Here is a 13,747-nt window from a genome sequence, read left to right on the forward strand (position 1 = left end):
CCCGTGTCGGCTTCCTAAATAGGGCGGATACCCGTTTCGAATTCCTAAGAGGTGTTCATGAGCTTTCGACTGGCCGTTTCCGCTCCCCTTTTGTTCCTGATGGCCACGCCTGTGTTTGCCGTGCAGACCAATTCTCCTGAAGCGTCAAAGACTCCCATCAAGCTCACGACAGTGGCCGAGGGGCTCGAGAACCCGTGGGGTCTCCAGTTTCTTCCCGATGGCCGGTATCTGGTCACCGAGCGGCCGGGGCGGTTGAGAGTGGTCGAGAAGGACGGAAAGCTCAGTCCGCCAATCAAAGGTGTGCCGGAAGTCTATGCCCAGGGCCAGGGCGGCCTGCTCGACGTGGCGCTCGCGTCCGATTTTGCCGAAAGCGGCCGCCTCTTTCTCTCCTATGCGGAGCCCAGGGGTGAAGGAAAGGCGGGCACCAGCGTGGCGCGCGCCAAGCTCGTTCTCGGTCCCGAAGGTGGCGAACTGCAGGACGTCACGGTGATCTTCCGGCAGGAGCCGGCCATCGTGAGCCCCAATCACTTCGGCTCGCGCATCGTGGTCACGCCGGAGGGCACGCTGTTCGTCACGACAGGCGATCGCTTCAAGGCACGGCCGGAAGCGCAGAATCCCGCGAGCACCGTGGGCAAGGTGGTTCACATCACCGCCGACGGCGCGCCGGTTTCCGAAAAGCCCGTGAAGGATGGATGGGACCCGAAGGTGTGGTCCATCGGCCATCGCAACATGCAGGGCGCCACCTATGACGCGGCGGCCAAGCGGCTCTGGACGATCGAGCACGGGGCGCAGGGCGGCGATGAGCTCAATCATCCTGAGGCCGGAAAGAACTATGGGTGGGCCGTCATCACCTACGGCAAGGATTACTCGGGCGAGAAGATCGGCGAGGGCACGTCGAAGCCGGGGATGGAGCAGCCCGTGTACTACTGGGACCCGTCGATCGCGGTGTCGGGTCTTGCGCTCTACACGGGCGATCTCTTTCCGGAGTGGAAGGGCAACCTGCTCGTTGGCAGCCTCAAGTTCATGCAGGTGCAGCGTCTCGTGCTGAAGGACGGCGAGGTGATCGCACACGAGGTGCTGGCCGATGACATCGGCGAGCGGGTGCGCGACGTGCGGCAGGGGCCGGAGGGCGCCGTCTATGTGCTGACGGACGATTCCAACGGACGCCTCGTGCGCATCGAGCCGAAGTAGGCGGTCTTTTTCCTCATGGGAGGCCGGAAGGGCAGCGGTGGCGCTGCCCTTCATTTTTAGCGGCGCGGGATGGTCTGATCCGAGGTGCCGCCGTCGTCCTTGGGCTTCACCTTGTCGATGCCGTGCACCTGCACGGTCTCGGTGCGGTCGATCTGACAGTCCTGGTTGCGGTCGAGGAGCTTGAAGGCGACGTTGGGCTTGCCCGTCATTTCCTCGAGCGTCACCCGGCCATCGCCGTTGGCGTCGTAGTAGGCGATATTGGCGATCTCGAAGAGACGGTCGCTTTTGACCAGCGTTTGATATTCCTGGGCGTCGAGGGCGCCGTCACCGTTGGCGTCGGCCTCTCGGAACGAGGTGGTGATGTACTGGGTCCACTCCTCGCAGGTGACGGTTCCGTTCTTGTCGAGGTCCCAGGTCTGCGCCGCGCCGATGAACGTGCGGTCGAAATCGTTGGTCTTGGCGAACGGATTGCCGCCTGAGGCGCAACCACCGGCCGCGACGGCCGATGCCAGAGCCAAGCCCGATAGCGCGCTTAAAGCGCGTCTCTGCAACATATGAGTCCTCCCCCTGGGGGTTCCCGGCCCCGTATCCCCGGGAATTCGTCTTCCCTGGGCTTAGATCTGTGCGGAATTATGGTTTGCCCGCGGTCCCCCTGACAATCCGTCAGGGTCCCGTGCCCACATTTTAAGGCCGAGTCGGTGAGGCAAGGCGTCGCGCCGGGCCGCCGTCCACCGGTTAATGGACTGAGCGTTGACAGTGGGCGCCTGATCGGTGATGGTGCCGCCAAATTCCGATGGCCCTGTTTTTCAGAGCCGCCGCCCTGCACATGGCCCACTTTTGGGACTTACGATCCGGTCCGGACCCCGAGGTTCGGCGCGATCTTGGTCCAAAGGAGCCGGGAGGCAGGGGGGTCCACACCCGACAGCGCGTCGCGCCCTCGGGTGCGTTTCCCGTTTTGCAGAAAGGTTTCGATGTTTCAATCGCTGTCAGACCGGCTGGGTCAAGTTTTCGAGAAGCTCACCAAACGCGGTGCGCTGACCGAGAACGACGTCTCCGAGGCGATGCGAGAAGTGCGCCGCTCGCTGATCGAGGCCGACGTGGCACTCGACGTGGTCCGCGATTTCATCGATCGGGTGAAGACCAAAGCTATCGGCCAGGAGGTTCTGCGCTCGGTCACGCCCGGCCAGATGGTCGTCAAGATCGTCAACGACGAGCTGGTGCGGACGCTGGGCTCGGATGCGCAGCCGATCGATCTTCATGCCGCCCCGCCGGTTGCCATTCTGATGGCCGGTCTGCAGGGTTCCGGCAAGACGACCACCACGGCCAAGATCGCCTGGCGGCTCAAGAACCGCGACAAGAAGAAAGTGCTGATGGCGTCGCTCGACACGCGCCGTCCCGCGGCGCAGGAGCAGCTTCGCGTGCTCGGCGAGCAGACCGAGGTTCCCACGCTGCCGATCATCGCCGGGCAGACGCCGATCCAGATCGCCAAGCGTGCGATGGAGGCGGCGCGTCTCGGCGGCTATGACGTGGTGCTGCTCGACACCGCTGGCCGCACCACGCTCGACGAGGAGCTGATGGTCGAGGTGGCGGAGGTCAAAGCCGCCACGCAGCCGCACGAGATCCTGCTCGTGCTCGACAGCCTCACCGGCCAGGACGCCGTCAACACGGCCAAGGCCTTCGACAGCCGTCTCGGAATCACCGGCACCGTGCTGACGCGCGCCGACGGCGATGGCCGCGGCGGCGCGGCGCTTTCGATGCGCGCTGTCACCGGCAAGCCGATCAAGCTGCTCGGTACCGGCGAAAAGTGGGACGCGCTCGAAGACTTCGATCCGCAGCGTGTTGCCGGCCGCATCCTCGGCATGGGCGACATCGTCGGCCTCGTCGAGAAGGCGGCGCAGACGATCGACGTCGAGAAAGCGAAGTCGATCGCCCAGAAGATGAAGAAGGGCGAGTTCGATCTCGAGGATCTCGCCGAGCAGCTCGCGCAGATGGAGAAGATCGGCGGCATGGGTGGCGTGCTCGGCATGCTGCCCGGCATCGGCAAGATGAAGGCGCAGATCAATGAAGCCGGTCTCGAAAAGGATCTCAAGCGCCAGCGCGCGATCATCTCGTCGATGACGCCGAAGGAGCGCCGCCAGCCCAAGGTTCTGGATGCCAAGCGCAAGCGGCGCATCGCGGCCGGGTCCGGCACCAGGGTCGAGGACATCAACAAGCTGCTGAAGCAGCACCGGCAGATGGCCGACATGATGAAGGCCATGGGCAAGAACCGGGGGATGATGTCGCGCATGTTCGGCATGGGCGGCGGTGGCGGGCCGTCCGAGGCCGAGATCGCTCAAATGCAGGGCGAGCTCGCCAAGCTCGATCCGAAGGCGCTCGAGCAGTTGCCGGCCGATCTCAAGGATGCATTGCCGAAAGGATTGCCAGGGCTTGGAGGCGGCGGTGTTCCGCGGCTGCCGGGTCTTGGTGGCGGTTTGCCCGGACTTGGCGGGCAGCTTCCGAAATTCCCCGGTTTCCCGGGGAAGAAGAAATAGCGAATCCGGCAGCGACCACGGGCTCCGGATTTTCATCCGAGGCGCCGGCGAGCTGCCAAACCAAAACTCGATACGAAAGAAGAAAGGACTTCATTCCATGTCAGCCAGGATCCGTCTTTCGCGCGGTGGCGCCAAGAAGCGGCCCTACTACTACATCGTCGTCGCGCACAGCGCCTCTCCGCGCGATGGGCGCTACATCGAGCAGATCGGCACCTTCGATCCGATGCTCAAGAAGGACAACCCGGAGCGGGTGAAGCTGAACCTCGACCGCTGCAAGCACTGGATCTCGGTTGGCGCGCAGCCGACCGACCGCGTCGAGCGCCTGTTCGACGGCGCCGGGCTTCTGAAGCGCGAAGCTCGCAACAACCCGCAGAAGTCGCAGCCGAAGAAGAAGGCTCAGGAGCGCGCTGCCGCCAAGGCGAAGGCCGCCGAGGAAGCTGCCGCCGCTGCTGCGGGCGGCGACGCGTAAGAGACGGCACCGTCTTAGCGCCGATATCTTCAGCACGGGCGTCCGGCCGTATGGGCCGGGCGCCCGTGTGCGTTTTGCTGGCCCACGGGCCCAAAGCTGCCGCTGCAATTCAGCATCAGTGACGAACTTGTTGCGGGTCCCTACCCGCCTGGGTGTCGCAGGGAAGCGCGAATTGTCATAGTTTTGAGATCAAGGCCGTCGTGGTCGAGGTGGGTCGGCGGCCCGTCTGTGCGGCAAAGGCTCTTGGGGGCAGGGGCGGCCGGTTGGCCGGCGCAAGTCCGGAAAACCGGGTGTTTCTGCGAAACATTCGGGGACTTTTTCGATGACATTGAGATCCAATCTCAGCGAGGCCGAGGCGGCCTGGTGGGATCGGCGTAACGAGGTGCTGGTCCAGGGGACCGCCCTTATGAGTGAGAAGCCCGACACCGATACGTGGACGAGGAAAGAGCGGCGGCTCTGGCTCTACGCGCTCGCGATCGGCAACCGGATCGAGCGGCTGCAATAGCCCATCCGGGTTTTCCCTTGCCAGCCTTGGCGTCGCTCCTCGCGATTTAAGGATGCGAGGAGGTGATGGCTCTCGCGCCTGCAATCCGTGGTAGTTTAAGTCTCGCCGAGACAATCGGCCGTCTGACATTTGTCAGGCGCGCGGGCGCGGCAGCGTTTCGCATTCATTCCGGCACGAATAACGAGCAGCAATTTGTTGGGCTGACGCGATGCTCGACGAAGGCGTTTACGGATTGCGTTTCGATCTTCTCCCAAGCGAAGGCGACGCTGGAGCAGGCCTGAGCGCCTGCGGCGACGGGCTCGCCGTTCTTCGCGGCGGACAGATTCTCGGCTCCGATCGCTACGGGGGTGTCTTCAAGGGATGCTACCGGTATGATGCCGTTCGCGGCGAGGCGCTCGTCGAGGTGCGGCTGGCGGTTCCTCCGAACGGGGTGCTGCTTACGGGGCTCGAAGCAGGGCCCGAGGGGGCCTTCGTCGATGTGTCGGGGCGCTTCCAGCCGCCCAGGCCGGTCTCGTCCGCAGTGGTGGACGTGTCCGGCGTTCCCATGGCGGTCGAACTGCGGTTCGTCGGCCCTCTCAAGCGTTGAAAACAGATAACGGCATTGATCGATGACGCAGGACGGCGGCGCGGGTGAGCGCAAATCGGTGCGGCGCGTGCTGCTCGGGCATGTGATGGGCGCTCACGGGATTCGGGGCGCGGTGCTGGTGCGCAGCCATACGGGCGACCCCGAAGCGATCGGCGACTATGGTCCGCTCGAGAGCGAGGACGGCAATGCGCGGTTCGTGCTTACGGTCGAGGGCGGCACGCAGAAGGGTCTCATCTGCCGCATCGACGGCGTGAAAGACCGCACGGCCGCCGAGAAGCTCAAGGGCGTCTCGCTCTACGTTCCGCGCGACCGGCTGCCACCCGCGGAGGAGGGCGAATACTACTACGCCGACCTCGTCGGGCTGGCCGCTGTGACGGAGCAAGGCGCTGCGCTGGGCACGGTGGTGGCGGTTCTCAATTTTGGGGCTGGTGACATTCTCGAGGTTCGCCCCGAAGGCAAGAGCCGCACAGAGCTCTATCCGATGACCGAGCAAGTCGTGCTGCGCGTGGATCTCGACGGCGGCACCATCGTGCTGTCACCTCCCGAAGAGGTGAATGCTGGCGATGAAGGGGCCGCGGAAGCGAACGAGGGAGAGGGGCAGGAGGACGCGTAACGTGCGCGTCACAGCCGCTCGGATTTGAAGAGCCGTGGCAGATCGCCAGTGAGGCCAGCCGCTTCCGACACGAGACGGCGCTTGAGGGCCGGCATCCGGTCCACGAGGCCGAGGCCAAAGTCGCGGGCGGCCCGCACCAGAAGCGCGTCGTTCGAGAACAGACGGTTCAGGCCATCGAAAGCCGCGGCGGAGAGGGCCGAGTCGAACCGGCGCCAGCGCTCGTAGCGGCCGAGCGTTTCCAGGTTGCCCGGATCCAGTCCGATGCGGAGCGTATCGACGACGATCTCGCTCAAGGCGGCGACATCGCGGAAGGCGAGGTTCACGCCCTGCCCAGCGATCGGATGAACTCCATGGGCGGCATCACCGAGCAGCGCGAAGCGCGGCGCCACGTAAGCGCGTGCGAGGTGCATTTCGAGCGGCCATGCCTGGCGCGGTCCCGCAAGCGAAAGCTTGCCAAGGCGGCCGGCGACGCGCGTCTCGATCTCGGCGAGAAAGCCCTCGTCGTCGAGCGCCAGGATGCGCTTGGCCTCGTTCTCCTCCTCGCTCCAGGTGAGGCAGGCGCGGTTTCCAGGAAGCGGCAAAATCGCAAACGGACCGCCCGGCAGGAAGTGCTGCACGGCATGGCCGTTGTGCGGGCGCTCATGGGCAATGGTGGTGACGATTGCCGTCTGGCCATAACGCCAGCCGATGGTTTTGATGCCTGCGCCGTCACGGGAGGCGGAACGGCGTCCTTCAGCGCCGACGAGCAGCGCGGCGGCGATCGTGCTTCCATCGCGGAGTGTGACGGCGACGGCGCTGCCCGTATCGGTGAAGCTCGCAATCTCGCCTGGCACGATAAAGGTCAGGCTGGGGTCGGATGCGACGGAGCGATAGAGCGCCTGCTCGAGCGCCGTCGCGGGGACAATGTAGCTCGCGGGCTCGGCGCTGCCGGTCCCGCGCGCCTGATCGAGGTGGTTGTCGTATTTCAGCAGCACGGGGCGGATGCCGGCCTCGAGGCTCGAGTCCGTGATCTCGATCTCGCTCACGGGTTGCGCGGCAGCAGCCACGTCTTTCCAGATGCCGAGCGTGTCGAGCATGCGCTGTGCGCCTGCGGACAGGGCGAAGGCGCGGGCGTCGGGCAGAGGCGTGCCGGTGCGAGCTGTGCGATCGACGATGGCGATGCGAATTTCGTTTCCAAGCGCGGAGAGCAACGTGCGCGCGAAGGCGAGGCCAGCGAAGCTCGCGCCGGAGATCACAATGTCAAAACGTCGTGTCGCGTGCGTTTCGGCCATTGGCCCCCGCGGGGTTGTGAGGCGGGCGGAGGGCCAGCCTGCTACAGTTGGTTGCCTTGACCCATCCGGTCCGGCAGCCCATCGTCCGTCCCGCCGTGGTTAGCATCTTTTGCGGGGAGTCTCCATGTCTGCAGGTCAAGAGCAACCGTGCCGTGCGCTTGCCGGCCTGCTCGACATTCTCAATCTCGAGCCGCTGGAGCTCAATCTGTTTCGCGGGTTCACGCCGCAGGTGGGGTGGCGGCGCGTCTATGGCGGGCAGGTGCTCGGGCAGGCGCTGGTCGCGGCAGGGCGTACCGTGGCCGAGGCGCGGTCGATCCACTCTCTGCACGGCGACTTCCTGCTGGCGGGAGACCCCTCCCATCCGATCCTCTACGAGGTCGAGCGGACGCGTGACGGCGGCAGCTTCACCACCCGGCGGGTGAAGGCGATCCAGCACGGGCAGGCGATCTTCACCATGAGCGTTTCCTTCCACAAGGACGAGGAGGGCTATGAGCATGCGCTCACCATGCCGGACGTGCCGCCGCCCGAGGCTCTGCCCTCCGTCAAGGAGCTGATGGCGCAGCTCATCGACACGCTGCCGGAAAACATGCGCAGCTATTGGCAGCGCGAGAACCCGATCGAGCTGAGGCCGGTGGACGTCTCGCGCTACCTCAGCCGGGATCCGCAGCGCCCCGTGCAGCAGCACATCTGGCTCAAGGCCAATGGGCCGCTGCCGGACGATGCACGGCTCCACCAGTGCGTGCTCGCCTACGCTTCCGATTTCACGCTGCTCGACACCGCCCTGATCGGGCACGGCAAGCTGCTGTTCGATACCGACATCCAGCTTGCGAGCCTGGACCACGCCGTGTGGTTCCATCGTGCGTTCCGCGTGGACGACTGGCTGCTCTATGCGCAGGACAGTCCCAATGCGTCCGGCGCCCGCGGCTTCTGCCGGGGATCGTTCTTCACGCGTGACGGCCGGCTCGTCGCCTCCACGGCGCAGGAAGGGCTGATCCGGAAGCGGCAGACAGCTTTCCTGATTAAATAATCAGCAAACGCCGTTCAGTGCATAAAGCTTGGGCAGCTTCGCGCTGTCCCCTTGCCTATTTTGTGGGCCTTCGTTTCAAAAATATGAATTGATTCAATCCTCTACGGGGGATGCCCGGACTTGGCACAGCTCTTGACTCTCTCTCCGTCGATTGTTGCCAGCGCAGTTGCTGGCGGCATGTCGGAGGCCTGTCTCACGCCTTCCAACGGAGCGGGGACGAAACTCAAGGGGTGCTCTCCATGAAGCTTATCACTGCAGTCATCAAGCCCTTCAAGCTGGAGGAGGTGCGGTCGAATCTGACCGACATCGGCCTTCAGGGCATGACCGTCACCGAGGTCAAAGGTTACGGCCGCCAGAAGGGTCACACCGAGGTCTACCGCGGCGCTGAGTACGCCGTGAGCTTCCTGCCCAAGATCAAAATCGAGGTCGTTGTGGCCGACGCGCTGGTCAACAAGGCGGTCGAAGCGATCGTGAAAGCCGCCAAGACCGGCCAAATCGGCGACGGCAAGATCTTCGTCTCCTCGATCGAGCACACCCTGCGCATCCGCACGGGTGAATCCGACGACGCGGCGCTCTGAACATGCGGGATGCACATAGCTTGAAAGACAGGGGAGTTCACGAAATGAAGTCTAACTTGTTCACACGTGCGACCGGGGTCCTCGCGACCGCTGCCGCGCTCTCGCTCGCCGCTCTGCCGGCGTTTGCGCAGGATGCAGCGGCGCCGGCGCCGACGCTCGACTCTGGCGACACGGCGTGGATGCTCGTCTCGTCCGTCATCGTGCTCATGATGGCCGTTCCGGGCCTCGCACTGTTCTACGGCGGCATGGTCCGCAAGAAGAACGTGCTCAACACCTGCGCGATGGTGTTCGCCACCGTCTGCTTGCTCTCGATCGTCTGGACCTTGTTCGGCTACTCGCTCGCCTTCACGGACGGCGGCGATCTGCAGGCCTACATCGGCGGCCTCTCCAAGGCTTTGCTCGCCGGTGTGACCAAGGACAGCCTGCAGGGCACCATCCCCGAGTCGCTGTTCGTCTTCTTCCAGATGACGTTCTTCGCCATCACCCCGGCGCTGATCATCGGCTCGGTCGTCGATCGCATGAAGTTCTCAAGCCTGCTCGTCTTCATGGCGCTGTGGTCCGTGATCGTCTACATCCCGGTCTGCCATTGGGTCTGGGGCGGCGGCTTCCTCTCCAAGGACGGCGTGCTCGACTTCGCAGGCGGCACCGTGGTGCACATCAACGCCGGTATCGCTGGCCTCGTCGCGTCGATCATGCTCGGCCGCCGCAAGGGCTACGGTGTCGAGAACCTCGCTCCGCACAACCTCGTCCTGACGCTGATCGGCACCTCGCTGCTGTGGGTCGGCTGGTACGGCTTCAACGCCGGCTCGGCCGTTGCCGCGAACTCGTCGGCTGCCATGGTCGCTCTCTCGACCCAGGTCGCCACGGCTGCCGCTGCGCTCGCGTGGATGGTCGTCGAATGGATCGTGCATCGCAAGCCGACCATTCTCGGCATCTGCTCCGGCGCCATCGCCGGCCTCGTCGCCATCACGCCTGCTTGCGGCTTCGTCGATCCGATCGGCGCGATCTTCATCGGCCTGGCTGCCGGCGTGATCTGCTACATCGCCTCGACGGCTGTGAAGCGCGCGCTCGGCTATGACGACAGCCTCGACGTGTTCGGCGTCCATGGCGTCGGCGGCATCGTCGGCGCAGTGCTTACGGGCGTGTTCGCGAAGGAAGCTATCGGCGGCACGGCGGGTGCTCTCGAGGGCAACGTCGGCCAAGTCTGGACGCAGGTCTACGGCGTGCTTGCCACCATCGCATGGTGCGCGGTCGCGACGTTCGTGATCCTGCTCGTGATCCGCATCGTGATGGGTCTGCGCGTGTCGGAGGCCGTCGAGGTCGAAGGCCTCGATGCAGGTCTCCACGGCGAGACCGTGCAGTAAGACCACTCGGCCGGCGGTCTGCGCCGCCGGCCGATCGGCTCTTTCTCTCTCGCGGCGCCGGAGCGCAAGCTTCGGGGCCGTTTTTCTTGCGTGCGTGGTCGTCACGCGCTTCAGCGCGTATCGGCAGCGGCCGTGCCGCACAAATAATGGGCTCGATCGAGAATCTGCCTGAAATTCGGGCCTCGGATGAGCGCCGTTCGCTCATGTCGGGAGTGGGCTTCTTCATATCTCGCAAGCGTTTCAACGCGTTGGCGAACGCCGAGCGATTGGCATGAGTTTTGATATTCGCCTTGCCGGTATGGCTGCTCTCCCCGGGGCAGACATACCGGGGGCGTTTCATGAAGCTGATCCGGCACTCATCACATCCTTCAAGCACGAAGTCGTCTGGCGGGCGCGACAGGCCCGCGCATCAAGGCACACGGCTGCCCGGGGGCACGTTCGGCGGATCTACTCCGAAACTGGCGCGGTGCTCACGTGCCACTCGAGGGGTCAACACGAGGGAGTTTGGGACCATGACACCAACACTACTCAAGCGCGTCGCGGGCTGCGCAGCAGCCCTGACGCTCACGCTGGGCTCGGCCGGTGCGGCGCTCGCACAGACGCCGACCGTCGACAAGGGCGATACCGCCTTCATGTTTCTGTCGACCATCATCGTGCTGCTCATGACCGTTCCGGGGCTCGCGCTCTTCTACGGCGGCCTGGTGCGCTCCAAGAACATGCTCTCCGTTCTCATGCAGGTGCTGGCCATCACGTGCATGGTGTCGCTGATCTGGGTGACCTACGGCTACAGCATGGCCTTCACCAACGGCGGCATCCTCAACGATTACGTCGGCGGCTTCTCCAAGATGTTCCTCGCAGGCGTCGATGCAACGACGCTTGCCGCCACGTTCTCCAACGGCGTCTATATTCCCGAGCTGTCGTTCGTCGCCTTCCAGATGACGTTCGCGTGCATCACGCCCGCGCTCATCATCGGCTCGCTCGCCGAGCGCGTGAAGTTCTCGGCGATCATGCTGTTCGTCGCGCTGTGGGTGACGTTCGTCTATTTCCCGATGGCGCACATGGTCTGGTACTGGGGCGGGCCCGACGTGTTCGCGGAAGCCGCTAAGGCCGGTGAGCCGAAGCTCTCGGAAGTGCTGAACGATGCGGGCCTGCTCTTCAAGTGGGGTGCGATCGACTTCGCGGGCGGCACGGTGGTGCATATCAACGCCGGTGTCGCGGGTCTCGTGGGCGCGCTCATGATCGGCAAGCGCGTCGGTTATGGCCGCGAGCAGATGGCTCCGCATTCGCTGACGCTCACGATGGTCGGCGCCGCGCTGCTGTGGTTCGGCTGGTTCGGCTTCAACTGCGGCTCGAACCTCGAGATCAACGCCACGGCTGCGATGGCGATGATCAACACGTTCGTTGCAACGGCGGCGGCCGGTCTCTCGTGGATCGCCGTCGAGTGGCTGGTCAAGGGCCGGCCCTCGCTGCTTGGCCTGGCGTCGGGCGTGGTCGCCGGTCTCGTGGCCGTCACGCCGGCCGCTGGCTTCGCCGGTCCGATGGGCGCGATCGTGCTCGGCTTCGTTGCCGGCGCGGTGTGCTTCATGTTCTGCACGGGCGTGAAGAACCTGCTCCGCTACGACGACAGCCTCGACGTGTTCGGCGTGCACGCCGTCGGCGGCATGATCGGCGCGATCGCCACGGGCATCCTGGTGAGCCCGGAGCTCGGCGGGTCGGGTCTTGCCGACTACATCTCGAAGCCCGGCGAGCTTGCGCCCGGCTCCTACGACATGGTCACCCAGGTGATCATCCAGGCGAAGGCCGTCGGCTTCACGCTGCTGTGGACCGGCATCCTCTCGGCCATCCTGTTCAAGATCGTCGACATCCTGATCGGTCTGCGTCCGGGTACGGACTACGAGCGCCAGGGTCTCGACATCGTCGATCACGGCGAGCGGGCCTACAACCACTAAGGCTCGCCTCCTCGGGAGCCTGCCGGCCCTCCGCCCGGCAGGTTTCTTCCGATCGCTAGGCTCCCGAGCACGCGTCTCCCCTAGACGTGCTCTAAACTCGACCCGGGGCTTCGCGCTCCGGGTTCTTTTTTTGTCAGATGACGATCAGGCGGGTCCGGGGGCCGATGGCGGCAAGCACCTTGAGAAGATCCTGCCGCGCGAGCGCCACGCATCCCTCGGTTGGGCGGTAGCTCGCCTCGGCCACGTGCATGAAGATCGCGCTGCCCTTCGCGCGATAGCGCGGGCGGCGATTGTAGCCGACCACGACCACGATGTCGTAAAGCCTGTCGCGGCGCCACAGACGCTCCGCACTCGCCGGATAGGGGTGCTTTACGAAGCGGTTATAGTTGCGATCTTCTGTTGCGTCGCACCATCCGTCATCGGGTCTGGTCTCGCGCACGGCGAGGGGCGTGACAGGGCGACGCAACTGGTCGCGGCGGTAATAGGCGCTTTCGAATCCAAACCTGCCGCGCGGCGTCGCGCCATCGCCTTCGCGCTTGGCGGTGCGAATTCCGCTTCGGCCCAAGGCACATTTGAGCGTGAGGCTGCCGCATGTCAGCCTGCCCACCGTGCTGCGGGGCGTGAGGCTCCTCACGATGATGTTACGGACGGTGATGGCAGATCCCCTTTTCCACCGGTCGGCCGGTTCGATAACCCTCCGGGCCACGGCACCCTACCTCAGGCGGGAAGCAGATGCTAAGAGGATGCGTCCAGGGTGGGCTGGTACGGACGTGTCGGCTTCGTACCCGAAATCCTTTATACGTTAGCTGCAACTTTTGAACTGGAGCCGCCGATCATGAGCGCTGCACGCAAGATCCTGCTTGTCGACGACGACGAGGATCTCCGCGGGTCCCTTCAGGATCAACTGGCGCTGCACGACGAGTTCGACGTGTCGGTGGCGGGGACGGCGGGCAAGGGCATCGAGGCGGCCAAGACGGGGCATCACGATCTCGTCGTGTTCGACGTTGGCCTTCCCGACATGGACGGGCGCGAGGCGGTGCGCCTGTTGCGCAAGACGGGCTTCAAGAGCCCCATCATCATGCTGACCGCGAACGACAGCGATGCCGATCAGATTCTCGGCCTCGATGCGGGCGCGAACGACTACGTCACCAAGCCGTTCAAGTTCGCCGTGCTGCTGGCGCGCATTCGCGCGCAACTGCGCCAGCACGAGCAGAGCGAGGACGCGGTTTTCACCATCGGGCCCTACACGTTCAAACCCGCTTCCAAGCTCCTGCTCGACGAGAAGGGCGGAAAGATCCGCCTCACCGAGAAGGAAACGGCGATCCTCAAGTATCTCTACCGCACGGGCGACAAGGTGGTCTCGCGCGAGACGCTGCTGCACGAGGTGTGGGGTTACAACGCCGGCGTGACGACGCACACGCTCGAAACGCATATCTATCGTCTGCGTCAGAAGATCGAGAAAGATCCCTCGAATGCCGAGATCCTGGTGACGGAGACCGGCGGCTACAAGCTTTCGGCGTAAACAGGTTATTCCTCAGCCATCAACAGGGCTCCGGGCGGGCCTGGACCCAAGGGGCCGAATCGCCCGAGCTTTCCCTCGTGGCGAGCGTAAGGGCGTCTCGCGCCAGAGGGTGACGCCCAGTCCGCTTCCATGTTTCGGCAC

General features: G+C 64.7%; 14 protein-coding genes. 11 read left to right on the forward strand and 3 right to left on the reverse strand.

Annotation, left to right across the window (positions count from 1 at the left end; translation table 11 throughout):
- Window positions 1-57 precede the first annotated feature (57 nt).
- A complete protein-coding gene (locus tag F812_RS0110105) occupies window positions 58-1,191 on the forward strand; it encodes a PQQ-dependent sugar dehydrogenase (protein ID WP_026868005.1) in 1,134 nt (377 codons plus the stop codon).
- Between the two features lie 56 nt (window positions 1,192-1,247).
- On the opposite strand, the gene F812_RS23425 is transcribed toward F812_RS0110105, so the two are convergent.
- Window positions 1,248-1,745: an EF-hand domain-containing protein gene (locus F812_RS23425; RefSeq protein WP_083929150.1), complete on the reverse strand. Its 498-nt coding sequence runs from the start codon at window positions 1,743-1,745 to the stop codon at window positions 1,248-1,250.
- A 417-nt stretch (window positions 1,746-2,162) separates the two neighbouring features.
- Here F812_RS23425 and ffh point away from each other — a divergent pair, with 417 nt between their 5' ends.
- The 5 genes from ffh to rimM all read left to right on the forward strand — a co-directional run bounded on the left by ffh (window position 2,163) and on the right by rimM (window position 5,895).
- Window positions 2,163-3,722 (forward strand): signal recognition particle protein, encoded by a 1,560-nt coding sequence (gene ffh / locus F812_RS0110115; protein ID WP_020085858.1) that lies wholly within the window; start codon window positions 2,163-2,165, stop codon window positions 3,720-3,722.
- 97 nt (window positions 3,723-3,819) lie between these two features.
- Window positions 3,820-4,191 (forward strand): 30S ribosomal protein S16, encoded by a 372-nt coding sequence (gene rpsP / locus F812_RS0110120; RefSeq protein WP_020085859.1) that lies wholly within the window; start codon window positions 3,820-3,822, stop codon window positions 4,189-4,191.
- Between the two features lie 322 nt (window positions 4,192-4,513).
- Window positions 4,514-4,696 carry a hypothetical protein gene (locus F812_RS0110125; protein WP_020085860.1) on the forward strand — a complete coding sequence of 61 codons (183 nt, stop codon included), beginning with the start codon at window positions 4,514-4,516 and terminating at the stop codon, window positions 4,694-4,696.
- A gap of 208 nt (window positions 4,697-4,904) precedes the next feature.
- A complete protein-coding gene (locus tag F812_RS0110130; RefSeq protein ID WP_020085861.1) occupies window positions 4,905-5,282 on the forward strand; it encodes a hypothetical protein in 378 nt (125 codons plus the stop codon).
- A gap of 22 nt (window positions 5,283-5,304) precedes the next feature.
- On the forward strand, window positions 5,305-5,895 hold the full coding sequence (gene rimM / locus F812_RS0110135) for a ribosome maturation factor RimM (RefSeq protein ID WP_020085862.1): 591 nt from the start codon (window positions 5,305-5,307) through the stop codon (window positions 5,893-5,895).
- Window positions 5,896-5,903: 8 nt separating this feature from the next.
- Here rimM and F812_RS0110140 read toward each other — a convergent pair whose 3' ends face one another.
- Window positions 5,904-7,166, reverse strand: a complete 1,263-nt coding sequence (locus F812_RS0110140; RefSeq protein ID WP_026868006.1) for an FAD-dependent monooxygenase — start codon at window positions 7,164-7,166, stop codon at window positions 5,904-5,906.
- Window positions 7,167-7,290: 124 nt separating this feature from the next.
- On the opposite strand from F812_RS0110140, the gene tesB reads away from it, so the two are divergent.
- The 4 genes from tesB (at window position 7,291) to F812_RS0110165 (ending at window position 12,084) form a co-directional block, all read left to right on the forward strand.
- Window positions 7,291-8,193, forward strand: coding sequence for an acyl-CoA thioesterase II (gene tesB / locus F812_RS0110145; protein WP_020085864.1), 903 nt, complete (start codon window positions 7,291-7,293; stop codon window positions 8,191-8,193).
- Between the two features lie 239 nt (window positions 8,194-8,432).
- Complete coding sequence (locus F812_RS0110150; protein ID WP_026868007.1) at window positions 8,433-8,771, forward strand: P-II family nitrogen regulator; 339 nt, start codon at window positions 8,433-8,435, stop codon at window positions 8,769-8,771.
- Between the two features lie 44 nt (window positions 8,772-8,815).
- Entirely contained in the window at window positions 8,816-10,135 is a 1,320-nt protein-coding gene (locus F812_RS0110155; protein ID WP_020085866.1) for an ammonium transporter, read from the forward strand.
- Window positions 10,136-10,647: 512 nt separating this feature from the next.
- A complete protein-coding gene (locus F812_RS0110165; protein WP_020085868.1) occupies window positions 10,648-12,084 on the forward strand; it encodes an ammonium transporter in 1,437 nt (478 codons plus the stop codon).
- Window positions 12,085-12,217: 133 nt separating this feature from the next.
- Here F812_RS0110165 and F812_RS0110170 read toward each other — a convergent pair whose 3' ends face one another.
- Window positions 12,218-12,790 carry a L,D-transpeptidase family protein gene (locus F812_RS0110170; RefSeq protein WP_245257662.1) on the reverse strand — a complete coding sequence of 191 codons (573 nt, stop codon included), beginning with the start codon at window positions 12,788-12,790 and terminating at the stop codon, window positions 12,218-12,220.
- A gap of 129 nt (window positions 12,791-12,919) precedes the next feature.
- On the opposite strand from F812_RS0110170, the gene F812_RS0110175 reads away from it, so the two are divergent.
- Window positions 12,920-13,606: a response regulator transcription factor gene (locus F812_RS0110175; protein ID WP_020085870.1), complete on the forward strand. Its 687-nt coding sequence runs from the start codon at window positions 12,920-12,922 to the stop codon at window positions 13,604-13,606.
- Window positions 13,607-13,747 lie beyond the last annotated feature (141 nt).

Source organism: Hyphomicrobium zavarzinii ATCC 27496 (genome assembly GCF_000383415.1).
GTDB lineage: Bacteria > Pseudomonadota > Alphaproteobacteria > Rhizobiales > Hyphomicrobiaceae > Hyphomicrobium_C > Hyphomicrobium_C zavarzinii.